21 protein-coding genes and 1 tRNA gene are annotated in these 26,879 nt (G+C 67.4%); 13 read left to right on the forward strand and 9 right to left on the reverse strand.

Going from position 1 to position 26,879, the window contains the following annotated elements; all coding sequences use genetic code 11:
- Window positions 1–95 precede the first annotated feature (95 nt).
- Window positions 96–2,822, reverse strand: coding sequence for a DNA polymerase I (gene polA, locus OP79_RS01495; protein WP_033317999.1), 2,727 nt, complete (start codon window positions 2,820–2,822; stop codon window positions 96–98).
- A gap of 123 nt (window positions 2,823–2,945) precedes the next feature.
- On the opposite strand from polA, the gene OP79_RS01500 reads away from it, so the two are divergent.
- The 9 genes from OP79_RS01500 to OP79_RS01535 all read left to right on the forward strand — a co-directional run bounded on the left by OP79_RS01500 (window position 2,946) and on the right by OP79_RS01535 (window position 12,976).
- A complete protein-coding gene (locus tag OP79_RS01500; protein ID WP_033318141.1) occupies window positions 2,946–5,225 on the forward strand; it encodes an FdhF/YdeP family oxidoreductase in 2,280 nt (759 codons plus the stop codon).
- Between the two features lie 56 nt (window positions 5,226–5,281).
- A complete protein-coding gene (locus OP79_RS01505; protein WP_033318000.1) occupies window positions 5,282–5,770 on the forward strand; it encodes a hotdog fold thioesterase in 489 nt (162 codons plus the stop codon).
- Window positions 5,771–5,898: 128 nt separating this feature from the next.
- Window positions 5,899–6,327 carry a hypothetical protein gene (locus OP79_RS01510; protein ID WP_051744307.1) on the forward strand — a complete coding sequence of 143 codons (429 nt, stop codon included), beginning with the start codon at window positions 5,899–5,901 and terminating at the stop codon, window positions 6,325–6,327.
- Window positions 6,324–6,962 carry a Tat pathway signal sequence domain protein gene (locus OP79_RS51245; RefSeq protein WP_078491550.1) on the forward strand — a complete coding sequence of 213 codons (639 nt, stop codon included), beginning with the start codon at window positions 6,324–6,326 and terminating at the stop codon, window positions 6,960–6,962. Before OP79_RS01510 ends, OP79_RS51245 begins: the two co-directional genes overlap by 4 nt.
- A 275-nt stretch (window positions 6,963–7,237) precedes the next feature.
- Window positions 7,238–8,470, forward strand: a complete 1,233-nt coding sequence (locus OP79_RS01515; RefSeq protein ID WP_033318001.1) for a branched-chain amino acid ABC transporter substrate-binding protein — start codon at window positions 7,238–7,240, stop codon at window positions 8,468–8,470.
- Between the two features lie 111 nt (window positions 8,471–8,581).
- Entirely contained in the window at window positions 8,582–9,514 is a 933-nt protein-coding gene (locus tag OP79_RS01520; protein WP_033318002.1) for a branched-chain amino acid ABC transporter permease, read from the forward strand.
- A 5-nt stretch (window positions 9,515–9,519) separates the two neighbouring features.
- On the forward strand, window positions 9,520–11,346 hold the full coding sequence (locus OP79_RS01525; protein ID WP_033318003.1) for a branched-chain amino acid ABC transporter permease: 1,827 nt from the start codon (window positions 9,520–9,522) through the stop codon (window positions 11,344–11,346).
- Window positions 11,347–11,351: 5 nt separating this feature from the next.
- Window positions 11,352–12,263: an ABC transporter ATP-binding protein gene (locus OP79_RS01530; protein ID WP_033318004.1), complete on the forward strand. Its 912-nt coding sequence runs from the start codon at window positions 11,352–11,354 to the stop codon at window positions 12,261–12,263.
- Window positions 12,260–12,976: an ABC transporter ATP-binding protein gene (locus OP79_RS01535; RefSeq protein ID WP_033318005.1), complete on the forward strand. Its 717-nt coding sequence runs from the start codon at window positions 12,260–12,262 to the stop codon at window positions 12,974–12,976. Before OP79_RS01530 ends, OP79_RS01535 begins: the two co-directional genes overlap by 4 nt.
- A 95-nt stretch (window positions 12,977–13,071) precedes the next feature.
- On the opposite strand, the gene OP79_RS01540 is transcribed toward OP79_RS01535, so the two are convergent.
- Window positions 13,072–13,728, reverse strand: a complete 657-nt coding sequence (locus OP79_RS01540) for an ANTAR domain-containing response regulator (protein WP_033318006.1) — start codon at window positions 13,726–13,728, stop codon at window positions 13,072–13,074.
- A gap of 102 nt (window positions 13,729–13,830) precedes the next feature.
- On the opposite strand from OP79_RS01540, the gene OP79_RS01545 reads away from it, so the two are divergent.
- Window positions 13,831–13,905 (forward strand) — tRNA-Leu (locus tag OP79_RS01545).
- A gap of 106 nt (window positions 13,906–14,011) precedes the next feature.
- Entirely contained in the window at window positions 14,012–14,770 is a 759-nt protein-coding gene (locus OP79_RS01550; protein ID WP_033318007.1) for a helix-turn-helix domain containing protein, read from the forward strand.
- 10 nt (window positions 14,771–14,780) lie between these two features.
- On the opposite strand, the gene pyk is transcribed toward OP79_RS01550, so the two are convergent.
- Window positions 14,781–16,217, reverse strand: a complete 1,437-nt coding sequence (gene pyk / locus OP79_RS01555; RefSeq protein WP_033318008.1) for a pyruvate kinase — start codon at window positions 16,215–16,217, stop codon at window positions 14,781–14,783.
- Window positions 16,218–16,364: 147 nt separating this feature from the next.
- Window positions 16,365–17,081, reverse strand: a complete 717-nt coding sequence (locus OP79_RS01560) for an SIMPL domain-containing protein (RefSeq protein ID WP_033318143.1) — start codon at window positions 17,079–17,081, stop codon at window positions 16,365–16,367.
- A 158-nt stretch (window positions 17,082–17,239) separates the two neighbouring features.
- On the opposite strand from OP79_RS01560, the gene OP79_RS01565 reads away from it, so the two are divergent.
- Window positions 17,240–19,048 (forward strand): bifunctional metallophosphatase/5'-nucleotidase, encoded by a 1,809-nt coding sequence (locus OP79_RS01565; protein ID WP_033318009.1) that lies wholly within the window; start codon window positions 17,240–17,242, stop codon window positions 19,046–19,048.
- On the opposite strand, the gene OP79_RS01570 is transcribed toward OP79_RS01565, so the two are convergent.
- From OP79_RS01570 to OP79_RS01590, 5 genes are all read right to left on the reverse strand, one after another.
- Window positions 18,969–20,474, reverse strand: coding sequence for a lysine N(6)-hydroxylase/L-ornithine N(5)-oxygenase family protein (locus OP79_RS01570; protein WP_078491551.1), 1,506 nt, complete (start codon window positions 20,472–20,474; stop codon window positions 18,969–18,971). The genes OP79_RS01565 and OP79_RS01570 overlap by 80 nt on opposite strands.
- Window positions 20,471–21,862 (reverse strand): pyridoxal phosphate-dependent decarboxylase family protein, encoded by a 1,392-nt coding sequence (locus tag OP79_RS01575; protein ID WP_051744309.1) that lies wholly within the window; start codon window positions 21,860–21,862, stop codon window positions 20,471–20,473. The genes OP79_RS01570 and OP79_RS01575 overlap by 4 nt, the downstream gene beginning before the upstream one ends.
- A gap of 233 nt (window positions 21,863–22,095) precedes the next feature.
- Window positions 22,096–24,597, reverse strand: coding sequence for an aminopeptidase N (gene pepN / locus OP79_RS01580; protein ID WP_033318011.1), 2,502 nt, complete (start codon window positions 24,595–24,597; stop codon window positions 22,096–22,098).
- Window positions 24,598–24,705: 108 nt separating this feature from the next.
- Window positions 24,706–25,239 (reverse strand): response regulator, encoded by a 534-nt coding sequence (locus tag OP79_RS01585; protein WP_033318012.1) that lies wholly within the window; start codon window positions 25,237–25,239, stop codon window positions 24,706–24,708.
- Window positions 25,240–25,440: 201 nt separating this feature from the next.
- On the reverse strand, window positions 25,441–25,794 hold the full coding sequence (locus OP79_RS01590) for a chorismate mutase (protein ID WP_033318013.1): 354 nt from the start codon (window positions 25,792–25,794) through the stop codon (window positions 25,441–25,443).
- A gap of 155 nt (window positions 25,795–25,949) precedes the next feature.
- Between OP79_RS01590 and OP79_RS01595 the strand changes: the two genes are divergently transcribed.
- Window positions 25,950–26,840 (forward strand): hypothetical protein, encoded by an 891-nt coding sequence (locus OP79_RS01595; RefSeq protein WP_033318014.1) that lies wholly within the window; start codon window positions 25,950–25,952, stop codon window positions 26,838–26,840.
- Window positions 26,841–26,879 lie beyond the last annotated feature (39 nt).

Raw genomic sequence — 26,879 nt, forward strand, 5'->3', positions numbered from 1 at the left:
CGCCGGGGCCGGGGCCCCTGCTGGGGAACCACGTGGGTGACAGTCACTCCGCGTCGTTCCCCCTTGTGGGCGCCCAACCCCCGGCCCGCCGGAGGCTAATGCGCCGCCGACTCCCAGTCGTCGCCCGAGCCGACCGAGACGTCCAGCGGGGCTCGCAGGTGGACCGCGTTGGCCATTTCGTGGCGGACGAGGGCCTCGGTCGACTCCCGCTCGCCGGGGGCGATTTCGAGGACGATTTCGTCGTGCACCTGGAGCAGGATGCGGGACTTGAGGTTCGCTTCGGTGAGGGCGCGGTCGACGTTCAGCATGGCGATCTTGACGATGTCGGCGGCGGTGCCCTGAATAGGCGCGTTCAGAGCCATCCGCTCGGCCGCCTCGCGGCGCTGGCGATTGTCGCTGTTGAGGTCGGGGAGGTAGCGGCGGCGACCGAAGAGCGTCGCCGTGTAGCCCGTCGCCCGCGCCTCGTCCACGGCTCGGCGCAGGAAGTCGCGGACGCCTCCGAATCGCTCGAAGTACGTGTCCATCAGCACCCGCGCCTCCCCCGCGTCAATGTTCAGCTGCTGGGACAGGCCGAACGCCGACAGGCCGTACGCCAGGCCGTACGACATCGCCTTGATCTTGCGCCGCATCTCCGCGTCGACCGCGGAGCGCTCCACGGAGAACACCTGTGAGGCGACCGTCGTGTGCAGGTCCTCCCCCGAGGTGAACGCCTCGATGAGGCCCTCGTCCCCGGAGAGGTGGGCCATGACGCGCAGCTCGATCTGGCTGTAGTCGGCGGTCATGAGGGACTCGAAGCCCTCGCCGACCACGAAGCCGCGGCGGATCGCGCGGCCCTCGTCGGTGCGGACCGGAATGTTCTGGAGATTGGGGTCCGTGGAGGAGAGGCGGCCCGTGGCAGCGACCGTCTGGTTGAACGTGGTGTGGATACGGCCGTCCGCGGCGATCGACTTGATGAGGCCTTCGACGGTCACGCGCAGCTTGGCCTGCTCGCGGTGGCGGAGCATGATGACCGGCAGTTCGTTGTCGGTCTGGGTGGCCAGCCAGGCGAGGGCGTCCGCGTCCGTGGTGTAACCCGTCTTTGTGCGCTTGGTCTTGGGCAGGGCCAGTTCTCCGAAGAGGACTTCCTGGAGCTGCTTGGGCGAGCCCAGGTTGAACTCGTGCCCGGCCGCCGCGTGTGCCTCCTTTATGGCCTGCTGCACGGCGCCCGCGAACAACTGCTCCATGGCTTCGAGGTGTGCGCGGTCCGCGGCGATGCCATGCCGCTCCATGCGGGCGAGCAGCGCAGAGGTCGGCAGCTCCATGTCGCCCAGCAGATCGGCCGCGCCGACCTCCTTCAGCCGGTCCCCGAAGGCTTCGCCCAGGTCGAGTACGGCGCGGGCCTGCACCATCAGCGTCTCCGCCTCGGCGGCCTCGTCGGCGCCGAAGGCGAGCTGCCCGTCGGCCGCGGCGGCGGGTGCCAGCTCCCGGCCGAGGTATTCCAGGGACAGCGCGTCCAGGTCGAAGGAGCGGCGTCCGGGCTTGACGAGGTAGGCGGCGAGCGCGGTGTCCATGGAGACGCCGGCGATGCTCCAGCCGTGCTCGGCGAAGACGCGCATGGCGCCCTTGGCGTTGTGGAACACCTTGGGCTTCTTCGGGTCGGCGAGCCACTGCGCGAACGCGTTCTCGTCGGCCTCGTCCAGCTGCGTCGGGTCGAACCAGGCGGCTGCTCCTGCCGCCGCGGCGAGCGCGACCTCGGCCACCGCGCCCGTACCGAGCGACCAGGTGTCGACCGTGGCGACACCGAGGACCGCCTTGCCGTGCTCGGCGAGCCACGGCTTCAACTCGCCCGCGCCGAGCACCGCACCGTCCAGTGCCACACCCTCGGCGATCACCGGTGAGGTGTCGGCCTCTTCGGCTCCGGGGTCGACGGCCAGCAGCCGCTCGCGCAGCGAGGGGTTACGGATCTCCAGGGTGTCCAGGACCGTCGCGACGGCCTTGCGGTCGTACGCGGCGCGCTCCAGGTCGGTGACCGTCCTGGGCAGCTCCATGTGCCGCTCCAGCTCGGTCAGCCGGCGGTTGAGCTTGACGGCCTCCAGGTGGTCGCGGAGGTTCTGTCCCGCCTTGCCCTTGACCTCCTCGACGCGCTCGACCAGCTCGGCGAACGATCCGAACTGGTTGATCCACTTCGCGGCGGTCTTCTCGCCGACGCCGGGGATGCCCGGCAGGTTGTCGGACGGGTCGCCGCGCAGGGCCGCGAAGTCGGGGTACTGGGCCGGCGTCAGCCCGTACTTCTCGAAGACCTTCTCCGGGGTGAACCGCGTCAGCTCGGAGACGCCCTTCGTCGGATACAGCACCGTCGTGTGCTCGGAGACCAGTTGGAAGGAGTCGCGGTCACCGGTGACGATCAGCACCTCGAAGCCCTCGGCCTCGGCCTGGGTGGCGAGGGTGGCGATGACGTCGTCCGCCTCGAAGCCCTCGACCGCGAACCGCTCGGCGTTCATGGCGTCGAGCAGCTCGCCGATGAGCTCGACCTGGCCCTTGAACTCGTCCGGGGTCTTGGAACGGTTCGCCTTGTAGTCCGTGAACTCATCGGAGCGCCAGGTCTTGCGGGAGACGTCGAACGCCACCGCGAAGTGCGTGGGCTCCTCGTCGCGCAGGGTGTTGGCCAGCATCGACGCGAAGCCGTAGATCGCGTTCGTCGGCTGTCCCGTCGCCGTCGTGAAGTTCTCCGCGGGCAGCGCGAAGAACGCTCGGTACGCCAGCGAGTGCCCGTCCATGAGCATCAGTCGTGGGCGCCCGTCGGCGGAGGTCTTCTCGGTCTTCTTCGATGCTGTTTCTGCCACGACCCCGATCCTGCCACGAGCCACTGACAACGCGGCCCCCTCGGCCCGGCCACGGTTGTTGTCACCGGCGCGTGGCAGGATCAAAGACGTACCTCACACATGCGCTCGATCGAGGAGGCCGAGATGGCCGGCAAGCCGCCCCAGGGTGATCCGGTTCAGGACGCGCCGCAGGTCGCCGGGCCGAAGCACGCGGCGGCCGGTCTGCCCGCCATCGGCCACACACTGCGCGTCGCCCAGCAGCAGATGGGAGTGCGGCGTACGGCTCTGACGCTGCTGCGGGTCAATCAGAAGGACGGTTTCGACTGCCCGGGCTGCGCCTGGCCCGAGCCGGAGCACCGGCACAAGGCGGAGTTCTGTGAGAACGGCGCGAAGGCGGTCGCCGAGGAGGCCACGCTGCGCCGGGTCACACCGGACTTCTTCGCCGCGCACACGGTGGCCGACCTCGCGACCCGCAGCGGCTACTGGCTGGGCCAGCAGGGCCGCCTCACGCACCCCATGTATCTGGCGGAGGGCGCCGAGCACTACGCGCCGGTGTCCTGGGAGCGGGCCTTCGACATCATCGCGGAGGAGCTCACCGCCCTCGGTTCCCCGGACGAGGCCCTCTTCTACACCTCGGGCCGCACCAGCAACGAAGCGGCGTTCCTGTATCAGCTGTTCGCCCGCGAGTTCGGTACGAACAATCTGCCGGACTGCTCCAACATGTGCCACGAGTCGTCGGGTTCCGCGCTCAGCGAGACGATCGGCGTCGGCAAGGGCAGCGTCCTGCTGGAGGACCTCTACAAGGCGGATCTGATCATCGTCGCCGGGCAGAACCCGGGCACGAACCATCCGCGCATGCTCTCGGCCCTGGAGAAGGCGAAGGCGAACGGCGCGCGGATCATCACGGTGAACCCGCTGCCCGAAGCGGGCATGGAGCGCTTCAAGAACCCGCAGACCCCCCAGGGCATGTTCAAGGGCGCCGCCCTGACCGATCTGTTCCTGCAGATCCGCATCGGCGGCGACCAGGCCCTCTTCCGTCTTCTGAACAAGCTGATCCTCGAGACGGAAGGCGCGGTCGACGAGGCCTTCGTCAGCGAACACACCCACGGCTACGAGGAGTTCGCGCAGTCGGCCCGCGCAGCCGACTGGGACGAGACGCTCACCGCGACGGGCCTCACGCGCGCGCAGATCGACGAAGCGCTGCGCATGGTTCTCGCCTCGAAGCGCACCATCGTGTGCTGGGCGATGGGCCTGACCCAGCACAAGCACTCCGTGCCGACCATCCGCGAGGTGGTCAACTTCCTTCTGCTGCGCGGCAACATCGGTCGCCCGGGCGCGGGCGTGTGCCCGGTGCGCGGCCACTCGAACGTGCAGGGCGACCGCACGATGGGCATCTTCGAGCGCCCCGCGCCGGCCTTCCTGGACGCCCTGGAGAGGGAGTTCGGCTTCGCACCGCCGCGCGAGCACGGCTACGACGTCGTACGGGCGATCCGCGCGATGCGCGACGACAAGGCGAAGGTCTTCTTCGCGATGGGCGGCAACTTCGTGTCGGCGTCCCCCGACACCGAGGTCACCGAGGCGGCCATGCGCCGCGCCCGCCTCACCGTGCACGTGTCGACGAAGCTCAACCGCTCGCACGCCGTCACGGGCGCGCGTGCCCTGATCCTGCCGACCCTCGGCCGCACCGAGCGTGATCTCCAGGGCAGCGGCGAGCAGATCGTCACCGTCGAGGACTCCATGGGCATGGTGCACGCCTCACGAGGCCGCCTCGAGCCCGCGAGCGAACACCTGCTGTCCGAGACGGCCATCGTGTGCCGCCTCGCGCGCCGCGTCCTCGGCGACGAATCCCGCACGCCCTGGGAGGAGTTCGAGAAGGACTACGCGACGATCCGCGACCGCATCGCGCGCGTGGTCCCCGGTTTCGAGAGCTTCAACGCGCGCGTGGCCGATCCGGGAGGCTTCGCCCTACCGCACGCACCGCGCGACGAGCGCCGCTTCCCGACCGCCACCGGCAAGGCCAACTTCACGGCCGCGCCCGTGGAGTACCCGAAGCTCCCCGAGGGCCGTCTCCTGCTGCAGACGCTGCGCTCGCACGACCAGTACAACACCACGATCTACGGCCTGGACGACCGCTACCGGGGCATCAAGAACGGCCGCCGGGTCGTGCTCGTGAACCCCGACGACGCCCGTGAGCTGGGCCTGGCCGACGGCTCGTACACGGATCTCGTCAGCGAGTGGCAGGACGGTGTGGAGCGGCGTGCCCCCGGCTTCCGGGTCGTGCACTATCCGACGGCCCGGGGCTGCGCGGCGGCGTACTACCCGGAGACCAACGTCCTGGTCCCCCTGGACGCCACCGCGGACACCAGCAACACACCCGCCAGCAAGTCCGTCGTGGTCCGTCTGGAACAATCGGCCGCCAACTGAGCGTTCGCTTAGCGAGCGCGCCGACAGACGGCCGAAAGACGAAGGAGCCGGACTCCATGGGCGAGCACCAGCACGTGAACTTCCCACAAGAGGTCATCGACGAGTACACCGCCCTCGGCGTCGATCTCGTCGCCATGTTCTCCGCCGGGCACCTGGGCACGCGCATGGGCGTCGAGATCACCGAGGCCTCCCCGGACCGCATCGTGGGCACGATGCCGGTCGAGGGCAACACACAGCCGTACGGACTCCTGCACGGCGGCGCCTCCGCCGTGCTCGCCGAGACGCTGGGCTCGGTCGGCGCGATGCTGCACGCCGGCAGCTCCAAGATCGCCCTCGGTATCGACCTCAACTGCACCCACCATCGGGGAGCCAGCTCCGGCCTCGTCACCGGTGTCGCGACACCCCTGCACCGCGGCCGGTCCACCGCTTCGTACGAGATAGCGATCAGTGACGAGGCGGGCAAGCGCGTATGCACCGCGCGGCTCACCTGCCTGTTGCGTGATGTGACGGCGAGCGACGAGGAACGCGTACGTGCCGCGGACTGACCCACGCCCCTTCGGGGAACCGGGATCGCCGGGCCCCAATCACTCTGGTGGGTACCGGAGTTGTCCACAGCACCGCGGTTGTCCACAGGGCCGTTGCTCCCCGGCACCCGGCGGCTTAGCGTCAAGGCATGAAAACGGGAGAAGCCCTCTGGCCGGGGGCACCGCTCGGATTCGGGCTCGGGCTCGCACTGTTGACCGGCGCCCTGATCACCGGGTGCGGGCAGGCCGACTCGAAGGACGGCGCGAGTCCGCGGGATGCCGCGCGGACCGGCGCCGGCTCGCCGTCGCCGTCGGCCGCTCCTCCCGAGGACCTGTGCACGCGAGTCGTCACGTACTGGTCGCGGGAGGCTCTGACGGGGGACACTTACGGGGACTACCAGTCGATGGGCCTGTCGGGCAGGCAGTACGAGATCCTGATGAAGGTCGTGGACGCCGCCCGGGCCGAGAAGAAGAGCAAGGGCGCACAGGCCGCAGAGCGGCTGATCGACCGCGAAGCGCGCGCGGGCTGCGAGGACCTGTACCGCGACGGCATCCCGAGCGGAGGGCCGTGGGGGTGAGCGGCGTCGGCCCCGTCGAGCCGGGCGAAGGCACGCGCGCGTGGGACATCCCAGACCCGGGCACTCCGCCGGAGCCCTCGCCCGAACCACCGCGCGGACGCCTCGCGCAGGCTTACATCCGGCATCGCCGCGTCGTCCTGTCGATCGCGGCAGCAGTCGTTCTCCTCGCGGGCGGCGGCTACCTCTACGCCACCCGCCCCGAACAAGCCCCGTCGGACCCACCGCCGTACCCCTCACAGGTGGTCGGCATCACCTACCTCGGACCGGAGCCCTCGCCCGACAACGCTCCGCCCAAGAGCTTCAGCATCGGCGTGGAACTGACAGTTCAGTCCGGCCCCCAGGTCACCGTGCTGCGGATAACGCAGCCCTATGCAGGTCTTTCGCTGGTCTCCGTTCCGCGTCTGCCTTTCCGGACAAGGACCGGCTTTCCCCACAAGATCAACATCACCATGCAGGTGACGGAATGCGCGCAAGTGCCAAGGAACGCCGGGCTACCTTTCCTGGACGTAACTCTGCGTAATACGCGCGCAATACAAGTGCACAGTTTCATCCTTGGTGAACGATATGCACACGACCTCTCGGAAGCCGTCCAAGACGCCTGCAGCACCAACTCGGCGACAGTACCAAAACGGTAGTACACTCCTGACGGCACCCGGAGAGGCCTGCGAGTTCTCACTATGCGGACCGGGCGAATCGGCCGTAATTCGACTCTTCCACCCACTGAGTACCGCTCTGCATTACCTCGTGTCATAACAAGAGCGTCACAGCATTGGCCAGACCCTCCTCCACGTTCCCCACACACGCTTAGAGTCACGCCCAGTCACCGCGCCATCGGATCCGAATATTTTCGGACCAGCGCTCGACTCGGCCGCTTCTACGGGGAAGGGCCGCGCCAGGGAAAGGACTGATCGTGCGCCAACGTTCGCTCATCGCCATCACCGCCGCGCTGGCGGCGGGAGCACTCACACTCACCGCCTGCGGCTCGCGCGACGAGGACGGCGGCTCGGACTCCGGCGGCGGTGGCACCACCGTGGTCATCGGTGTCGACGCCCCGCTGACCGGCGACCTGTCCGCGCTGGGCCTCGGCATCAAGAACTCCGCCGAACTCGCCGTCAAGACGGCCAACAAGGAGAAGACCGTCGAAGGCGTCACCTTCAAGGTCGAATCCCTCGACGACCAGGCGCAGCCCTCCTCCGGCCAGCAGAACGCCACCAAGTTCGTCGCCGACAAGGAAGTCCTCGGTGTCGTCGGCCCCCTGAACTCCGGCGTCGCCGAATCCATGCAGAAGGTCTTCGACGACGCCAAGCTCGTCGAGGTCTCCCCCGCCAACACCGGCCCGACCCTGACCCAGGGCCCGGACTGGCAGAGCGGCAAGAAGGTCCGCACGTACAAGTCGTACTTCCGCACCGCGACCACGGACGCCATCCAGGGCCCGTTCGCCGCGCAGTACATATTCAACGACGCCAAGAAGAAGAAGGTCTTCGTCATCGACGACAAGAAGACCTACGGTGCCGGACTGGCCGGAACCTTCACCACCGAGTTCAAGAAGCTCGGCGGCCAGGTCGTCGGCACCGAGCACATCGACCCCGAGACCAAGGACTTCTCCGCGGTCGCCACCAAGGTGAAGAACTCCGGCGCCGACGTCGTCTACTACGGCGGTGAGTACCCGCAGGCCGGCCCGCTCAGCAAGCAGATCAAGGCCGCAGGCGCCAACATTCCGCTCGCCGGCGGCGACGGCATCAAGGACGACGTCTTCATCGAGCTGGCCGGCAAGAGCGGCACCGGCGACCTCTCCACCTCCGTCGGCGCGCCCGTCGAAGAACTCCCCTCCGCCAAGGAGTTCGTCGCCAACTACAAGGCCGCGGGCTACAAGGAGCCCTACGGCGCGTACGGCGGCTACTCCTACGACTCCGCCTGGGCGATCATCCAGGCCGTCAAGACGGTCATGGAGGACAACGACGGCAAACTCCCGGACGACGCCCGCGCAAAGATCACAGAGACCATGCAGAACGTGTCCTTCGACGGTGTGACCGGCAAGGTCGCCTTCGACGAATACGGTGACGCCGTCAACAAGCAGCTCACCGTCTACTCGGTCGAGAACGGCGCCTGGAAGCCGGTGAAGTCCGGCACCTTCACAGGCTGACCCACACCCGCACCACTCATGAGCCGCGCGGGGCGCTGCACCACTGGCGCCCCGCGCGGACTCGCATCCGGTCACATCCCTCGACAAATCCGAAGTCTCGGAGGACATGCGGTGAACGAACTGCCGCAGCAGCTGGTCAACGGCCTGCTACTGGGATCCATGTACGGGCTCGTCGCCATCGGCTACACGATGGTCTACGGCATCGTCCAGCTCATCAACTTCGCCCACGGCGAGATCTTCATGATCGGAGGGTTCGGCGCCCTCACGGTCTACCTGTACGTCCTGCCCGACGGCACCACCATGTGGATCGCACTGCCACTGATGCTCCTCGGCGCCGTCATCGCCGCGGTCATCGTCGCCGTAGGCGCGGAACGGTTCGCCTACCGCCCCCTGCGAGGCGCACCACGCCTCGCCCCCCTCATCACCGCCATCGGCCTCTCTCTCGCCCTCCAGCAAGCCGTATGGGCCTGGTACCCCGACGCCAAGGAATCCATCAACTTCCCCGAGATCGACGGCGGCCCCTTCGAGATCGGCAACGTCACCGTCCAGACCGGTGACATCTTCCTGCTGATCGTCGCCCCCATCAGCATGGCGATCCTCGCCTACTTCGTCATGAAGACTCGCACCGGACGCGGCATGCAGGCCACCGCCCAGGACCCCGACACCGCCAAACTCATGGGCATCAACACCGACCGCATCATCGTGGTCGCCTTCGCCCTCGGCGCCGTGTTCGCCGCCGTCGGAGCCGTCGCGTACGGCCTCAAGTACGGCCAGGTCCAGTTCCGCATGGGCTTCATCCTCGGCCTCAAGGCCTTCACCGCCGCCGTCCTCGGCGGCATCGGCAACATCTACGGAGCCATGATCGGCGGCCTCGTCCTCGGCATCGCCGAAACCATGGCTACCGCCTACATCGCCGACGTCCCCGGCATGGAGCAACTCGGCGGCCAGTCCTGGGCGAACGTCTGGGCCTTCGTACTTCTCATCCTCGTCCTCCTCTTCAGGCCACAAGGCCTGATGGGTGAGCGCGTGGCGGACAGGGCGTGACACCGATGACCACACAGACCACTGCCCCCCAGACGCCGAGCACCCCGGCCGACGGCAAACCCAGCGGCCTCATCGGCATACCCGAAAACCTCGGCCGCGCCCTCGCCACCGGCGGCGGCATCCTCACCGTCATCTCCACCTTCCTCGCCTGGACCTGGACCGACGCCTTCCCCGGCGACCTCACCGTCTACGGCTACCCCGGCGGCCTCCAAGTCCTCGTCCTCATCGCCGGCGCCCTCACCGCACTCTTCGGCCTCGCCTCCTACGGAGTGAAGGGCCTGCGCTGGCTCACCCCCGGATCAGCCGACAGCGCGATCAAGCTGGCCGCACTCGCCGCCTTCACCACCGCCTGGTTCACGATCATCGCGATCAGTGTCCAGCTCGGCGGCCTCGCCAACCTCGAACCCGGCGGCTGGGTCGTCGCCATCGTCACCCTCGCGACCCTCCTCGGAGCCCTCTCCCTGCCCTTCGAACGGCCCGTAACCGAACCGGCCGACCCCGATGACACCGACTGGGAGCAGTTCCGCCACAACACCCGCAACAAGGTGACGGTCTTCAAAGCGGCCTTCGCCTCCAGCGACGTAACCTCGGCCCGCACACTCCCCGCGTACGCCGAAATCCTCATCATCGTCGCGGCACTCGCCCTCGGCCTCACCGTCTTCACCTACGGCATCGGCACCGAATACGACGAACTCTTCGTCGGCTTCATGATCACCGTCGGCTTCGGTTTCGCCGCCGCCACCAAGGCAGGACTCGTCGCCAGGGTCTCCGCGATCACCGCCAAGCACCGCAACGTCACGATGATCGGCGCCTTCGTCGCCGCCGCCGCCTTCCCCTTCACCCAGTCCGACGACCAGTACGCCACCATCGGCGTCTACATCCTGATCTTCGCCACCGTCGCCCTCGGCCTCAACATCGTCGTCGGCATGGCCGGACTCCTCGACCTCGGATACGTCGCCTTCCTCGGCGTCGGCGCCTACACCGGAGCCATGGTCTCCGGCTCCCCCTCATCCCCCTTCGACATCCACCTGCCGTTCTGGGCCTCCGCCCTCCTCGGCGCAGCCGTCGCCATGATCTTCGGCGTCCTCATCGGCGCCCCCACCCTCCGCCTGCGCGGCGACTACCTCGCCATCGTCACCCTCGGCTTCGGTGAGATCTTCCGCATCGCCGTCCTCAACGCCGACGGCACCTCAGGCCCCGACCTCACCAACGGCTCCAACGGCATCGCATCGATCCCGAACCTCAACATCTTCGGCTTCGACTTCGGCCAAGAACACACCATCGCCGGATTCACCATCGCCCGCTTCGCCAACTACTTCCTGCTGATGCTCCTCATCACCCTCATCGTCGTCATCGTCTTCCGACGCAGCGGCGACTCCCGCATCGGCCGCGCCTGGATCGCCATCCGCGAAGACGAAACCGCCGCCCTCGCCATGGGCATCAACGGCTTCCGCGTCAAACTCATCGCCTTCGCCCTCGGCGCCGCACTCGCCGGCCTCGCCGGCACCGTCCAGGCCCACGTCACCTACACCGTGACCCCCGAGCAATACCAATTCGCCCACGTCGTACCACCCAACTCGGCATTCCTCCTCGCCGCAGTCGTCCTCGGCGGCATGGGCACCATCAGCGGCCCCCTCGTCGGCGCCGCACTCCTCTACCTCATCCCCGCCAAGCTCCAATTCCTCGGCGACTACCAGCTCTTCGCCTTCGGCCTCGCGCTCGTCCTGCTGATGCGCTTCCGTCCGGAAGGCCTCATCCCGAACCGGCGCCGCCAGCTCGAATTCCACGAAGAAACGGAAGCGCCCACAGTCCTCAGCAAGGCAGGGGCCTGACCACCATGACAACCGACACCACCACCAAGGACACCGCACCGGCCGCACCCACGCCCGGCGAGACCGTCCTCGACGCACGCGGCGTCACCATGCGCTTCGGCGGCCTCACCGCCGTACGCAACGTCGACCTCACCGTCAACAGCGGCGAAATCGTCGGCCTCATCGGCCCCAACGGCGCCGGCAAAACCACCTTCTTCAACTGCCTCACCGGCCTCTACATCCCCACCGAGGGAGAGGTCCGCTACAAAGGCAACATCCTGCCGGCGAAATCCTTCAAGGTCACAGCCGCCGGAATCGCCCGTACATTCCAGAACATCCGGCTCTTCGCCAACATGACAGTTCTGGAAAACGTACTCGTCGGCCGCCACACCCGTACGAAGGAAGGGCTCTGGTCCGCGCTGCTCCGCGGCCCCGGCTTCCACAAAGCCGAAGCCGCCTCCCGCGAACGGGCCATGGAACTGCTCAAGTTCATCGGCCTCGACAAGAAGGCGGAACACCTCGCCCGCAACCTCCCGTACGGCGAACAGCGCAAGCTGGAAATCGCGCGGGCACTGGCCAGCGAGCCCGGCCTGCTGCTGCTCGACGAGCCGACAGCCGGCATGAACCCGCAGGAAACCCGGGCGACCGAAGAACTCGTCTTCGCCATCCGGGACATGGGCATCGCCGTACTCGTCATCGAGCACGACATGCGCTTCATCTTCAACCTCTGCGACCGCGTCGCAGTCCTCGTACAGGGCGAAAAACTCGTCGAAGGCAGCAGCGAAGTCGTCCAGGGCGACGAACGCGTCATCGCCGCCTACCTCGGAGAACCCTTCGAAGACGCCCCCGGCGCCAAAGAAGTAGCGGAAGTCGAAGCCGCCGAGGCCAACGCCGCCGCCCAGACGGACGCCGCGCCCCGCAAGGAGAACGACCGATGACCGCCCTCCTCGAAGTCGAAGAACTCCGAGTCGCCTACGGCAAAATCGAAGCCGTCAAAGGCATCTCCTTCAAGGTCGAAGCCGGCGAGGTCGTCACCCTCATCGGCACCAACGGAGCCGGCAAGACCACGACACTGCGCACCCTGTCGGGACTGCTCAAGCCACTGAGCGGCCAGATCAAATTCGGCGGCAAATCGCTGAAGAAGACCCCGGCCCACCAGATCGTCTCGCTGGGACTCGCCCACTCCCCCGAGGGGCGGCACATCTTCCCCCGGATGACCATCGAGGACAACCTGCGGCTCGGCGCATTCCTCCGCGACGACAAAGCCGGTATCGAAAAAGACATACAGCGCGCCTACGACCTCTTCCCCATCCTCGGAGAACGCCGAAAGCAAGCCGCCGGAACCCTCTCCGGCGGCGAGCAGCAAATGCTCGCCATGGGCCGCGCCCTCATGTCGCAGCCCAAACTCCTCATGCTCGACGAACCCTCCATGGGCCTCTCGCCGATCATGATGCAGAAGATCATGGCCACCATCGCCGAACTCAAATCCCAGGGCACGACCATCCTCCTGGTCGAACAGAACGCCCAGGCGGCACTGTCACTGGCCGACCACGGACACGTCATGGAAATCGGCAGCATCGTCCTCACCGGCACCGGACAGGACCTCCTGCACGACGAATCCGTACGCAAGGCGTACCTCGGCGAGGACTGAGCTCCTCACCCTGCACGACCGTTGCACGACGAGGCCCGCACCCCCTCGCAGGGGGCGCGGGCCTCGTCGTATGTACGCGCGTGCAGGTACCGACCTCAGTCCTTCGCGGCCTTCTTCTCCTCCGCGTCCTGAATAACCGCCTCCGCCACCTGCTGCATCGACATCCGACGATCCATCGACGTCTTCTGAATCCACCGGAACGCCGCCGGCTCCGACAACCCGTACTCCGTCTGCAAAACCGACTTCGCACGATCCACGAGCTTCCGCGTCTCCAGACGCTGCGTCAGATCGGCGATCTCCTTCTCCAACTGTTTCAACTCCGTGAAGCGCGAGACAGCCATCTCGATCGCCGGGACGACATCACTCTTACTGAACGGCTTCACCAAGTACGCCATCGCGCCGGCGTCACGGGCCCGCTCGACGAGATCGCGCTGCGAGAAGGCAGTCAGCATCAGTACGGGGGCGATCGACTCCTCCGCGATCTTCTCAGCGGCGGAGATCCCGTCCAGCTTCGGCATCTTCACATCAAGGATCACAAGATCCGGACGGTGCTCCCGAGCCAGCTCCACGGCCTCCTCGCCATCGCCGGCCTCGCCAACGACGGAGTAGCCCTCTTCTTCGAGCATCTCCTTGAGATCGAGACGGATCAACGCCTCGTCCTCGGCGATGACGACACGGGTCGTCAGCGGAGGCACGTGCGACTTGTCGTCGTCGGGCGCGTCTGTGGGCTGGGGCGACTCGGGGGCGGTCACGGGGGGCTCCTCGTTCAGGGCAGAGGTACTGCTTTCCAAGAGGGTACCCAGCTGCGATATGGTGGACGGGCAGCGGGTCGAGGTTAACCTTCGATTCACTGGGCCCCGGTAGCCCAATTGGCATGAGGCAATGGATTCAAAACCCATACAGTGTCGGTTCGAGTCCGACCCGGGGCACTTTTCCTTAGATTCGAAGGTCATCTCCCGGAAGTGGAGGTTCACGTTCTCGTGAACCTCCACTTTTTGCTGCGCGTCGAGACGATCAGTCACACAGAGTGTGCACATGTACGACATGAGCACACGCAAGCGGGCACTCGCACTGGTTGGCCAGGGGCGCAGCCTGAACTCCGTCAGCAAGGAGACAGGCATCTCACGCGCTGCGATCCGCTCCTGGCAGGAACGGATCGAGCCGCTGCCTCGCATGGCCACTCCGGATCCCGGCCCACCCGCAGATGAACAGGCGTACGCCTACCTGTTGGGCCTCTACCTCGGCGACGGATGCATCAGCGCCCACCCTCGCAGCACCGGCTACTACCTCAGGATCGCGTGCGCGGACGCATGGCCCGGACTCCTCCAGCAGTGCCGCGAGACCATCGCCAAGGTACGCCCCGGCATTGGTGTCTACGCCCTTCAGAAGCAGGGCTACGTAATGGTGACCAGCTACTCCCGACACTGGCCCAACCTCTTCCCACAGCACGGCCCCGGCAAGAAGCACGAACGCACCATCGCCCTCGATCCCTGGCAGCAGGAGATCGTCGACGCCCACCCGTGGGAGTTCGTCCGCGGCCTCATCCACTCCGACGGCTGCCGCATCACGAACTGGACGACCCGGCTCGTCGCCGGTGAGCGCAAGCGCTACGAATACCCTCGGTACTTCTTCACCAACGTCTCCGGCGACATCCGTCAGCTCTACACCGACACCCTCGACAAGCTCGGGATCGAGTGGAAGCCCTGCACCCGGCACGGAAACCCGTACAACATCTCGGTCGCCCGCAAAGCCTCCGTAGCCCTGATGGACACCCACGTAGGCCCCAAGCACTAACCGCACGCCACTACTTGGGCGCGTCATCCTCGCCGATGTGATGCACGCGGACCAGGTTCGTCGAGCCCGAGACTCCCGGCGGCGAGCCCGCCGTGATCACCACGATGTCGCCCTTTTGGCAGCGGCCGATCTTGAGGAGTTGTTCGTCGACCTGGTCGACCATCGCGTCGGTGGAGTTGACGTGGGGGCCGAGGAAGGTTTCGACACCCCAGGTGAGGTTGAGCTGGGAGCGGGTGGCCGGGTCGGGGGTGAAGGCCAGGAGGGGGATCGGCGACCTGTAACGCGACAGGCGGCGGACCGTGTCGCCGCTCTGGGTGAAGGCGACGAGGAACTTCGCGCCCAGGAAGTCGCCCATCTCGGCGGCCGCTCGGGCGACGGCGCCGCCCTGGGTGCGGGGCTTGTTGCGTTCGGTCAAGGGCGGGAGGCCCTTCGCGAGGATGTCCTCCTCGGCGGCCTCGACGATGCGGGACATAGTGCGAACCGTCTCGATCGGGTACTTGCCGACGCTCGTCTCGCCAGACAGCATCACGGCGTCCGTGCCGTCGATGACCGCGTTGGCGACGTCGCTCGCCTCCGCGCGCGTCGGGCGGGAGTTGTCGATCATCGAGTCGAGCATCTGGGTGGCGACGATGACGGGCTTGGCGTTGCGCTTCGCCAGCTTGATCGTGCGTTTCTGGACGATCGGGACCTGTTCCAGCGGCATTTCCACGCCCAGGTCACCTCGGGCGACCATGATCCCGTCGAAGGCGGCGACGATGTTGTTGATGTTGTCGACGGCTTGGGGTTTTTCGACCTTGGCGATGACGGGGAGGCGGCGGCCCTCTTCGTCCATGATGCGGTGGACGTCCTTGATGTCGCGTCCGCTGCGGACGAAGGAGAGGGCGATGACGTCGAAGCCGGTGCGCAGGGCCCAGCGGAGATCGGCTTCGTCCTTGTCGGAGAGGGCGGGGACGGAGACGGCGACGCCGGGGAGGTTCAGGCCTTTGTTGTCGGAGACCATGCCGCCTTCGACGACGGTGGTGTGTACGCGGGGGCCGTCGACGGCGGTGACTTCGAGGCAGACTTTGCCGTCGTCGACGAGGATGCGTTCGCCGGTGGTGACGTCGGCGGCGAGTCCGTCGTAGGTGGTGCCGCAGGTCTGGCGGTCGCCTTGGATGCCTTCTTCGACGGTGATGGTGAAGGTGTCTCCGCGTTCAAGGAGTACGGGGCCTTCGCTGAAGCGGCCGAGTCGGATCTTCGGGCCTTGAAGGTCGGCGAGGATTCCGACGCTGTGGCCGGTTTCGTCGGAGGCCTTTCGTACGTGCTGGTAGCGCTCCTCGTGGTCGGCGTAGGTGCCGTGGCTGAGGTTGAAGCGGGCTACGTCCATTCCGGCTTCGACCAGTGCTTTGATCTGGTCGTACGAGTCGGTTGCGGGGCCCAGGGTGCAGACGATCTTTGCTCGGCGCATGGTTCGAGCCTAGGGCTTACCGGTGGGTAGGGAATTGGTCATGCATGACTACTCAACGACCTTTGCGTGAAGGGCTATTGACAAGTGTTGAATTGTGCGCCGGGGTGCTCCGATGAGCATTTGAGCTCGTTACTGGAGCTCTCGTTACTAGAGCTGGGGTGGCGCCATTGTGAAGCGGGCGTTGATGTGGGCGTAGACGTGTTGGCGTTGGGGTTCGAGGTCGAGGGGTGCGGCGGTGGTGTCTTCGGCGGCTCGGGCGTAGCCGGGGTTGCGCATGCGGCTTGAGCCCGGTGCTGCGAATTGCTGGGTGTTTTCCGCGCCGATGTCGGCGAGTTCGACGAGTGCGGCGAGTGTCGTACCGAGTGCTTCGGCGTATTCGCGGGCGCGTTGGACGGCTTCGCGTACTGCTTGTTGGCGGGCTTGGCGGTGGGCGGGTGAGCCTGGGCGCAGGGCCCAGAAGGGGCCGTCGACGCGGGTGAGGTCGAGGTCCGCCAACTGTGTTGTCAGTTCGCCGAGTGCGGTGAAGTCGGTGAGTTCGGCGGTGGTGTGGACGCGGCCGTGGTAAGCGCGGATGCGTTCGCCGCGGCCGTGTTTGGTGAGTTCGGGGCTGATGGAGAAGGCGCCGGTTTCCACGCGTTCCACGGCTTCGCCGTATGTCTTGACGAGGTCGAGTGCGATGGCGTTGCGGCGGGTGAGGTCGTCGAGGGCGGTGCGTCGGTCGGTGCCGCGGGCCATGACGGTGATGACGATGCGGGCGATTTCGGGGTCGACTTCGAGGTGGGCTTCGCCTCGGACGGCGATGCGGGGGGCCTCCGGTGTGCCGTAGGGGGTTGCGGGGCGGGGTTCCTCTGCGGCTGGGGTCATACGTCCCACTCTGTCATCGGTGGCCTGGTTGTGGGGCTGGTTGGTCATCAGATCGAAACCTGGGGGGCCTGTTGCTGCCGGTCATGACCGGGTCAGAATCTACGCGCGTTGTTGACCATGCGCGCGTTGGATCCCATCCTCCCGAGGAGTTACGAGTCATGCCGTTGAACCGCCGGAAGTTCCTGAAGAAGTCCGCCGTGACTGGGGCGGGGGTGGCGCTCACCGGTACGGTCGCGGCTCCGGCGGCGCACGCTGCGGAGACGAGGAGAGGCGGGAAGCCGGTGAAGCGGTATGCACTGACCGTCATGGGCACGACGGATCTGCACGGCCATGTCTTCAACTGGGACTATTTCAAGGACGCGGAGTACGCCGACTCGGCGGGCAACGCGCAGGGCTTGGCCCGTATTTCGACGCTGGTGAACCAGGTCCGTGCGGAGAAGGGCCGCCGCAACACTCTGCTCCTGGACGCGGGCGACACGATCCAGGGCACTCCGCTGACGTATTACTACGCGAAGGTCGATCCGATCACGGCCGAGGGTGGGCCGGTGCATCCGATGGCGCAGGCGATGAACGCGATCGGGTATGACGCGGTGGCGCTCGGCAATCATGAGTTCAATTACGGCATCGAGACGCTGCGGAAGTTCGAGGAGCAGTGCGAGTTTCCGCTGCTGGGTGCGAACGCGCTGGATGCGAAGACGCTGCGGCCGGCTTTCCCGCCGTACTTCATGAAGACGTTCCATGTGCGGGGTCTGCCGCCGGTGAAGGTGGCTGTGCTGGGGCTGACGAATCCGGGGATCGCGATCTGGGACAAGGCGTATGTGCAGGGGAAGTTGACGTTTCCAGGTCTTGAGGAGCAGGCGGCGAAGTGGGTGCCGAAGCTGCGGTCGATGGGTGCGGATGTGGTGGTTGTTTCGGCGCACAGTGGGTCGTCGGGGACGTCTTCGTACGGTGATCAGTTGCCGTATGTCGAGAATTCTGCGGCGTTGGTGGCGCAGCAGGTGCCGGGGATCGACGCGATTCTCGTTGGGCATGCGCATGTGGAGATTCCCGAGTTGAAGGTGACCAACGAGAAGACCGGCAAGGCCGTGGTGCTGTCGGAGCCGTTGGCGTATGCGGAGCGGTTGTCTCTCTTCGATTTCGAGCTGGTTTTCAAGCGGGGGCGGTGGGAGGTCGAGTCCGTGGCGGCCTCGGTGCTGAACTCGAATGCGGTCGCCGACGATCCGGAGATCACGAGGCTGCTGAAGGACGAGCATGACGTAGTAGTCGCATACGTGAATCAGGTGGTCGGGAGGGCGACGGAGACACTGACGACGGTCGATGCCCGTTATAAGGACGCGCCGATCATCGACTTGATCACGAAGGTCCAGGAGGACGTGGTCAAGGCGGCGCTGGCGGGAACGGAGTACGCCTCGCTGCCGATGATCGCACAGGCGTCCCCCTTCTCCCGCACCTCTGAGATCCCGGCCGGCGAGGTGACCATCCGGGATCTGTCGAGTCTGTATGTGTACGACAACACGCTGGTCGCGAAGGTGATGACGGGTGCGCAGGTGCGGGCGTATCTGGAGTATTCGGCGGAGTATTTCGTGCGGACGGCGGCGGGTGCGCCCGTGGATGTGGAGAAGCTGACCAATGCGGGTGGCCGCCCGGACTACAACTACGACTACGTATCGGGACTGACTTACGAGATCGATGTCGCGCAGGCGGCCGGTTCGCGGATCAAGAACCTCTCCTACGACGGTGCGGCGCTGGATGACGCGCAGGAGTTCGTGTTCGCGGTGAACAACTACCGGGCCAATGGCGGTGGAGCGTTTCCGCATGTGGCGGCGGCTACGGAAGTGTGGTCGGAGTCGACGGAGATCCGTACGCGGATCGCGGAGTGGGTGACGGCTAAGGGCACGCTGGATCCGAAGGAGTTCGCTTCGGTGGGGTGGAAGCTGACACGGGAGGGCGCCCCGGTTTTCCCGTAATTCCCTGGTTTCCGGTAATTCCGTGTTTTCCCGGCGTCCCGTCTTCGAGGCCGAAGGTGGTGAAGGCGGTGCGCTGCGGGAGTGGGTAGGGGTCTTTGCCGGTGAGGGAGTTGAGGATGGTGGCGCTGCGCCAGGCGGCGAGGCCGAGGTCGGGGGTGCCGACGCCGTGGGTGTGGAGTTCGGCGTTCTGGACGTAGAGGGAGCCGGTGACGGTGGGGTCGAGGGTGAGGCGGTACTGGTCGTCGATGTGGGGGCGGCCGGCGCTGTCGCGGAGCACGTAGGGGTCGAGGCCGGCGAGGAGGGGGTCGAGGGGGCGTTCGCGGTAGCCGGTGGCGAGGACGACGGCGTCGGTGGTGAGGCGAGTGCGGGTGCCCTGCTGGATGTGTTCGAGGTGGAGTTCGATGCGTGTCCTGGCGATGCGGCCTGCGGTGCGGACGTGGATGCCGGGGGTGAGGACGGTGTCGGGCCAGCCGCCGTGGAGGGTGCGCTGGTAGAGCTCGTCGTGGATGGCGGCGATGGTGTCGGCGTCGATGCCTTTGTGGAGCTGCCATTGGGCGGGGACGAGGCGGTCGCGTACGGGTTCGGGCAGGGCGTGGAAGTAGCGGGTGTAGTCGGGGGTGAAGTGTTCGAGGCCGAGTTTGGAGTACTCCATGGGGGCGAACGCTTCGGTGCGGGCGAGCCAGTGGATTTTTTCGCGGCCTGCGGGGCGGTGGCGGAGGAGGTCGAGGTAGATCTCGGCGCCTGACTGTCCTGAGCCGATGACGGTGATGTGGTCGGCGGTGAGGAGTTGTTCGCGGTGTTCGAGGTAGTCGGCGGCGTGGATGACGGGTACGCCGGGGGCTTCGACCAGGGGGCGGAGCGGTTCGGGGATGTGGGGGGCGGTACCGATGCCGAGGACGAGGTTCTTGGCGTACGTACGGCCGTGGGCTTCGCCTTCTTCGCTGTCGTCGCCGTCGAGGTCGGGGCCTTCGGGGTCGGGGCGTCGGGTGAAGTCGACTTCGAATAGGTCGAGCCCGGGATTCCAGCGGACGGCGTCGATGTGGTGGCCGAAGTGGAGTGCGGGCAGGTGGTCGCTGACCCAGCGGCAGTACGCGGCGTATTCGGCGCGGTGGATGTGGAAGCGCTCGGCGAAGTAGAAGGGGAAGAGGCGGTCGCGGCTGCGGAGGTAGTTGAGGAAGGACCAGGGGCTTACGGGGTCGGCGAGGGTGACCAGGTCGGCGAGGAAGGGCACTTGGAGGGTGGCGCCGTCGATGAGAAGGCCGGGGTGCCAGTCGAAGGCGGGGCGCTGGTCGTAGAAGGCGGTGTCGAGTTCGGCGAGGGGGTGGGCGAGGGCGGCGAGGGAGAGGTTGAAGGGGCCGATGCCGATGCCGATCAGGTCGCGGGGTGCTTCGGGTTCGTGCTGTGCGGGGCGGGGCCTCGGGATCATCGGGGGGTGTGTCCTTCCACCAGTTTCAGGAGTGCGGCGAGGTCGCCGGCTGTGGTGTGCGGGTTGAGCAGGGTGGCTTTGAGCCAGAGGCGTCCGTCGGGGCGGGCGCGGCCGAGGACGGCGTGGCCTTGGGTGAGGAGTGTGCGGCGTATGTCGGCGACGGCGTCGTCGGTGGCGTGGGTGGGCCTGAAGAGGACGGTGCTGATGGTGGGCGGTGCGTAGAGCTCGAAGCCGGGGTGTGACGCGATGAGGTGGGCGAACTCGCGGGCGTGGGCGCAGACTTGGTCGACGAGTGTGCCGATTCCTTGGCGGCCGAGTGTTTTGAGGGTGACGGCGGTTTTGAGGATGTCGGGGCGTCTGGTGGTACGCAGGGAGCGGCCGAGGAGGTCGGGGAGGCCGGCCTCGGTGTCGTCGTCGGCGTTGAGGTAGTCGGCGTGGTGTTCCAGTACGCGGAGGTCGTGCGGGTCCTGGACGGCGATCAGGCCTGCGGCGATGGGCTGCCAGCCGAGTTTGTGCAGGTCGAGGGTGACGGTGTGGGCGCGGGCGAGTCCGTCGAGTCTGCTGCGGTGGCGGTCGCTGAAGAGGAGGGCTCCGCCGTAGGCGGCGTCGATGTGCAGGCGGGCGCCGTGGGTGTGGCAGACGTCGGCGACGGCGGGGAGCGGGTCGATGAGTCCGGCGTCGGTGGTGCCGGCGGTGGCGGCGACGATCAGTGGGCCGGGCAGCTTGGTGAGGATTTCGTCGAGGGCGGCGGGGTCGAGTGTGCCTGTGGGGGCGGGAACGGTGATGGGTTCGGGGAGGCCGAGCAGCCAGGTGGCGCGGTGGAGGGAGTGGTGGGCGTTCTCCGCGCATACGAGTTGGACGTTGCCGTTCAGTTCGCGGGCGAGGAGGAGGGCGAGTTGGTTGGACTCGGTGCCGCCGGTGGTGACGAGGGCGTCGGCTGGTTTGCCGTACACCTCCTTGGCGAGGGCTGCCGTGACCAGGGTTTCCAGCTCGGAGGCGGCGGGGGCCTGGTCCCAGGAGTCGAGGGAGGGGTTGAGGGCACTGGCGGCGAGGTCTGCGGCGGTGGCGACGGCGAGGGGCGGGCAGTGGAGGTGGGCGGTGCACAGGGGGTCGGCGGGGTCGGCGGCGCCTGCCGCGAAGGCGTGGACGAGGGTGCGGAGGGCGTCCGGGTCGCCGTGTTGGGGCAGGGGGTCGCCTACTGCGGCGTGTATGTGTGCGGCGACTGTTGAGGGGCCGCCGGTGGGCAGTGGGCCTCTTCTTGCGGCGGCGCCGGTGCGTAGTGCGTCGAGCACTGTGGTGAGCAACGGGCGTAGGGCGGCTGGGCCTTGGGGGCCTGATGCGAGGCCTGGTGCGACGTCTGATGCGACGCGTGATGCGAGCGGGCTCATGGTGGTCCTCCGGGGCGCGGGGTTGGGGCTGCGCGCCCGGAGGCTCAACGATCGTTACCCGAATGGGGGTACGGTGCGCTCCGCGGGTTGGGCGGGGCGCCTACGGGGGTGGTGGGTTGGGTTCGTGGGCGAGTGCGGGTTCGTTGTGGCTTGTCGCGCAGTTCCCCGCGCCCCTTGGGGCCTCCGGCCCCTCGGGGTCACCCGCACCCCCGGCCCTGCTCACGAGGGTGCCGTTATGCCTCCCTCACCCTCAACGCTCGCTCCATGTCATCCAGTTGGTCCACCAGCTTGCGCTGCAGCGCCGGTGTCGGGTCGGCCTTGTTCAGGCACTTCTTGCCCAGGCGGAGTGTCTCGGGTGAGATCGCGTGGATCGGGAACGCCCAGCGGCCCGCCGCTTCGGCGATCGCGGGGCCTCGGCGGGCTGCCACGGCCGGGGCGTTCTTGAAGTAGCGGGGGACGTAGTCCCGTACCAGATCCGCCTGTTCGGGTTGCCAGAAGCCCTTGGCTGTGGCGGTGAACAGGTAGTTGGAGAGGTTGTCGGTGGTGAACATGGCCTCCCAGGCCTGGCGTTTGGCTTCGGGGTCGGGGAGGGCGGCGTGGCAGCGGGCGGCGCCTTCCTGGCCGGTGGCGCTGGGGTCCTGGACGAGTTCGGCGTCGATGACGGCGTCGTCGATGGCGCCGAGTACGGCGAGGCGGCCGAGGATGCGCCAGCGCAGTTCGGGGTCGAGTTCGGGGCCGCCGGGGACGGTGCCTTCGGAGAGCCAGGCGGTGATCGTGTCGGGTTGGGCTGCGGCGTCGATGAAGTGGCGTACGGCGGTGAGGCGCAGTCCGGGGTGGGAGCCGTCCTCGGTGCGGCGGATCAGGTCGCGGCACAGGGAGGTGAGGGTGGCAAGGGCGGCAGGCCGGTCGGGGGCGGGCAGGTAGCGGTCGGCGATCTGGGTGGCGGCGAAGACCAGGACGCCCTGGACGAGGGCGAGGTCCGTCTCGTGCGGGAGGTGGGTGCGGGCCGTGTCGAGGTAGGCGGTGGGGGCGAGTTCGCCGTCACGTACGCAGTCGCGCAGTGCGTTCCAGACGACGGCGCGGGTGAGCGGGTCGGGCAGGGCGGACAGGTGGGCTCGTACGGTCGCGAAGGAGTCCGTGTCGAAGCGGATCTTGGCGTAGGAGAGGTCGGCGTCGTTGAGGACGAGCAGGGCGGGACGTTTGCCGATGGGGTGGGCCGGTTCGGTCTGGGGGACGTCGACTTCGAGGCGTTCGCGGAGGCTGAGGCGGCCTTCGTCGCTGAGGTCGCGGTCGTAGAGGCCGACGGCGATGCGGTGGGGGCGGCTGCCGTCGTGGGCGATGGTCAGGGTGCAGGTGCCGTTGTCGGTGGGGCCGATCTTCGGGGTGAGGGTGTCGACTCCGGTGGTGCGCAGCCAGGAGTCGGCCCAGGCGTGGACGTCGCGTTCGGCGGTGTCGGCGAGGGATTCGATGAAGTCGGCGAGGGTGGCGTTGGCGAACTTGTGCCGGGCGAAGTGGGTGTTGATGCCGGCGAGGAAGTCCTTCTCGCCGAGCCAGGCGACGAGCTGGCGTAGTGCGGAGGCGCCCTTGGCGTAGGAGATGCCGTCGAAGTTGAGGAGTGCGGAGGCGGTGTCGGGGACGGATTCGGGGTCGGGGGCGACCGGGTGGGTGGAGGGGCGCTGGTCGGCTTCGTAGCCCCAGGGTTTGCGGGTGACGCCGAAGTCGGTCCAGGTGCCGGTGAAGCGAGTTGCTTCGATGAGGGTCTGGTAGCCCATGTACTCGGCGAAGGACTCGTTCAGCCAGATGTCGTCCCACCAGCGCAGGGTGACGAGGTCGCCGAACCACATGTGGGCCATCTCGTGGGCGATGACCATGGCGCGGGTCTGGCGTTCGGTGTCGGTGACGGCGGAGCGGTAGACGAACTCGTCGCGGAAGGTGACCAGGCCCGGGTTCTCCATGGCGCCGGCGTTGAACTCGGGGACGAAGGCCTGGTCGTAGGAGTCGAAGGGGTAGGACTCCTCGAACTTCTCGTGGTAGCGGTCGAAGCAGGCGCGGGTGATGTCGAGAAGCTCGTCGGCGTCGGCGTCCAGGTACCGAGCGAGGGAGCGGCGGCAGTGGATGCCGAAGGGGAGGCCTCGGTGTTCGGTGCGTACGGAGTGCCAGGGGCCGGCGGCGACGGCGACGAGGTAGGTGGAGATCAGCGGGGTGGGGGCCGCCTTCCACCTGCCCTCCTCCAGATGCTCGGTGATCCCGTTGGCGAGGACGGTCCAGTCTTCGGGGGCCTTGATCGACAGTTCGAAGACGGCTTTGAGGTCGGGCTGGTCGAAGGCGGCGAAGACGCGCTGGACGTCGTCCATGAACAGCTGGGTGTAGACGTACGTTTCGCCGTCGGTGGGGTCGGTGAAGCGGTGCATGCCCTCGCCGGTGCGTGAGTAGCGCATGACGGCGTCGATGTGCAGTTCGTGCTCGCCCGGGGTGAGGTCTTTGAGGGGCAGCCGGTTCTCGTCCAGGGTGTCCAGGTCGAGCAGCTGTCCGTCGAGGGCGGCCTTGCGCAGTTCGGCGGGCTTGAGCTCGACGAAGGTGTCCACGGCCTCCAGGTCGCTCCGTACCGTGAAGTGGATGACGGTGCGGGAGTCGAAGAGCTCGTCGCCGCGCGTCAGGTCGAGTTCGATCTGGTAGCGGTGGACGTCGAGAAGCCGGGCACGGATCTGCGCTTCGGCGCGCGTCAGTACGGACATGGGGACATGTTGCCTGATGAGTGGGGTGCGGCGCAGGTGAGGTCGGGTTCCGATCGGGTTCCGGTCGGCTGCCTCGTACGTGCGCGGTCCTCGGGGTCGCAGATGGTCCTACGCGGTTTGGTCGTGCTCGCGCAGGACGGGCCGCTGCGGCGGTACGCGGGTGTCGAGGCGGGTTTCGGGTTCGAAGGCCTGGTTCGGGGGCGGTAACTCCTTTACCAGCGCCCGGAGTTCGCGTACCTCTTGCTTCATCCGCAGGTAGCGCTGGTGGGCGTCGTACAGGTATCGCACCTTGGTGCGCAGGGCCCAGGGGTCTATGGGTTTCATCACAAGGTCGGCGACGCCGAGCCGGAAGGCGGTGGTGGTGAGTTCGGCGTCCGGACCGAAACCGGTGACCAGGATGACGGGAATGTGCTGGGTCTGTTCCAGACGGCGCAGGTAGCGGACGACGTCGAAGCCGCTGACGTCGGGCATGTGCACATCGAGGACGAGCAGTCCGACCTGGCCGCGCAGGACTTCCTTGAGGGCGGCGTCGCCGCTGGAGGCGCGCGCCAGCCGGTAGCCGAGCGGGGCCAGGGCGCTTTCCAGCGCATAGAGCGTTTCCTCATGGTCGTCGACGATGAGGATCTTGGCATCCGACGGCATTGCGCGAAGTCCCCTCGCTTGGACAACCAGATGGTGCCCGGCCCGGTTGACAGGGAGTACTCACAGACTGACAAGGAGTGCTGCGCGCAGGATGCCTCATTTCGGCCCTGAGGCCGAGGGGGTGCGCGGACAAAAGCGCGAGGAACGGGGTCAGCCGGTAAAGGACGGTTGCCGTCGGGACGGCTGAGAAGCCGAAACCGGTTACTGCTGTTGCTGAACGATGTTCGTGTTGTCGGCGATGCTCTCGTGGTGGCGGATGACCTCGGCGATGATGAAGTTGAGGAGCTTCTCGGCGAACGCGGGGTCGAGTTTGGCGTTCTCCGCGAGCCGGCGCAGGCGGGCGATCTGGTGGGCCTCGCGGGCCGGGTCGGCGGGCGGCAGCTGGTGGGCGGCCTTGAGGTGGCCGACCTGCTGGGTGCACTTGAAGCGTTCGGCGAGCATGTGGACGACGGCGGCGTCGATGTTGTCGATGCTGTCGCGCAGCCTGGCGAGCTCGGCACGGACGGCGGGGGCGACAGGCTCGACGTCTTCGGTTCCGTTGTTGCTGGTGGTCATGACCGTTCACCCTACTGTCGGCTCCCACCGCCACCCGCAGGCGCCGGACGCTTACGACCTGGGGAGCAACAGGGAGCGGCGTCGCGACGCCGCTCCCTGTTGCTCCCCAGGTCGTTATCGTGGATGTGGGTTCAAGCCTCCTGGGGGGTGCAGGCGTGGCGAACGGCGGTCCCGTCGAGCATGGCTACCCGCACCTGGACACGGTGCGGGCGGCGATCACCGCGCTGTACAAACGGCTCTCGTACGACACCATCCACACCTTCGACACCAGCGTGGCCCCCGCCGACGTGGCCTTCGCCGATCACGACGACCTGTACCTGGGCGCCCAGCGCGTGGCCCATGAGCTGGTCCAGCACTTCCGGCTGCCGGACGCCCGCATGATCGTCGGCTTCCGCGAGATGCACCACGCGGCGAACGTCGAACTCGCCGCGGGCCCCGAGTACTTCATCGAGCTGAACGACCGCTTCCGCTCCCACCGCAGGGACATCGGCGCCGCCCTCGCCCACGAGATCATGCATGTCTATCTGCACCGCCTGGACCTGTCGTTCCCGGGCACGCGCGACAACGAGATCCTCACGGACACGGCGACGACGTATCTGGGCGCGGGCTGGCTGCTGCTGGACGCGTTCCGCGAGGACGGTGCCTCCTCGCAGAAGCTCGGCTATCTGACCCCGGAGGAATACGGGTACGTGCTGGCCAAGCGGTCCCTGGTCTTCGGCGAGGATCCCTCGACGTGGTTCACCAGCCCGCAGGCGTACACGGCGTACACGAAGGGCATGGCGCGGGCCCGCCACGACGAGCAGCAACCCCCGCTGACCGCGGCCGGCTGGGCGGGCCGCCGCCGCTACGCCAAGGACCGCCGCCACGCCCAGGACCACCTCGGCCGTCCCGTCGGCGTCCCGTACGACTTCACCCCCGACACCCATGGCCCGCTGCGCGTGTCGTTCCCCTGCCCGACCTGCCATCAGCGGATCCGGGTGCCGGTACGGGGCCGGGTGCGGGCCCGCTGCGGCCTGTGCCGCACGGTGCTGGAGTGCGATACCTAGCCCAGTGCGACGTATGGGCAACGTCACGTGATTCATGGC

Source organism: Streptomyces yerevanensis, assembly GCF_000716805.1.
In the GTDB taxonomy this organism is placed as follows: domain Bacteria; phylum Actinomycetota; class Actinomycetes; order Streptomycetales; family Streptomycetaceae; genus Streptomyces; species Streptomyces flaveus.

Coding starts and splice junctions, on each gene's coding strand:
- OP79_RS01550 (WP_033318007.1), top strand. CDS start 14,012: ATGTACGACATGAGCACACGCAAGCGGGCACTCGCACTGGTTGGCCAG.
- OP79_RS01590 (WP_033318013.1), bottom strand. CDS start 25,794: ATGACCACCAGCAACAACGGAACCGAAGACGTCGAGCCTGTCGCCCCC.
- OP79_RS01575 (WP_051744309.1), bottom strand. CDS start 21,862: ATGAGCCCGCTCGCATCACGCGTCGCATCAGACGTCGCACCAGGCCTC.
- OP79_RS01525 (WP_033318003.1), top strand. CDS start 9,520: ATGACCACACAGACCACTGCCCCCCAGACGCCGAGCACCCCGGCCGAC.
- OP79_RS01500 (WP_033318141.1), top strand. CDS start 2,946: ATGGCCGGCAAGCCGCCCCAGGGTGATCCGGTTCAGGACGCGCCGCAG.
- OP79_RS01560 (WP_033318143.1), bottom strand. CDS start 17,081: ATGACCCCAGCCGCAGAGGAACCCCGCCCCGCAACCCCCTACGGCACA.
- OP79_RS01510 (WP_051744307.1), top strand. CDS start 5,899: ATGAAAACGGGAGAAGCCCTCTGGCCGGGGGCACCGCTCGGATTCGGG.
- pepN (WP_033318011.1), bottom strand. CDS start 24,597: ATGTCCGTACTGACGCGCGCCGAAGCGCAGATCCGTGCCCGGCTTCTC.
- OP79_RS01505 (WP_033318000.1), top strand. CDS start 5,282: ATGGGCGAGCACCAGCACGTGAACTTCCCACAAGAGGTCATCGACGAG.
- OP79_RS01535 (WP_033318005.1), top strand. CDS start 12,260: ATGACCGCCCTCCTCGAAGTCGAAGAACTCCGAGTCGCCTACGGCAAA.
- OP79_RS01570 (WP_078491551.1), bottom strand. CDS start 20,474: ATGATCCCGAGGCCCCGCCCCGCACAGCACGAACCCGAAGCACCCCGC.
- OP79_RS01530 (WP_033318004.1), top strand. CDS start 11,352: ATGACAACCGACACCACCACCAAGGACACCGCACCGGCCGCACCCACG.
- pyk (WP_033318008.1), bottom strand. CDS start 16,217: ATGCGCCGAGCAAAGATCGTCTGCACCCTGGGCCCCGCAACCGACTCG.
- OP79_RS01565 (WP_033318009.1), top strand. CDS start 17,240: ATGCCGTTGAACCGCCGGAAGTTCCTGAAGAAGTCCGCCGTGACTGGG.
- OP79_RS01585 (WP_033318012.1), bottom strand. CDS start 25,239: ATGCCGTCGGATGCCAAGATCCTCATCGTCGACGACCATGAGGAAACG.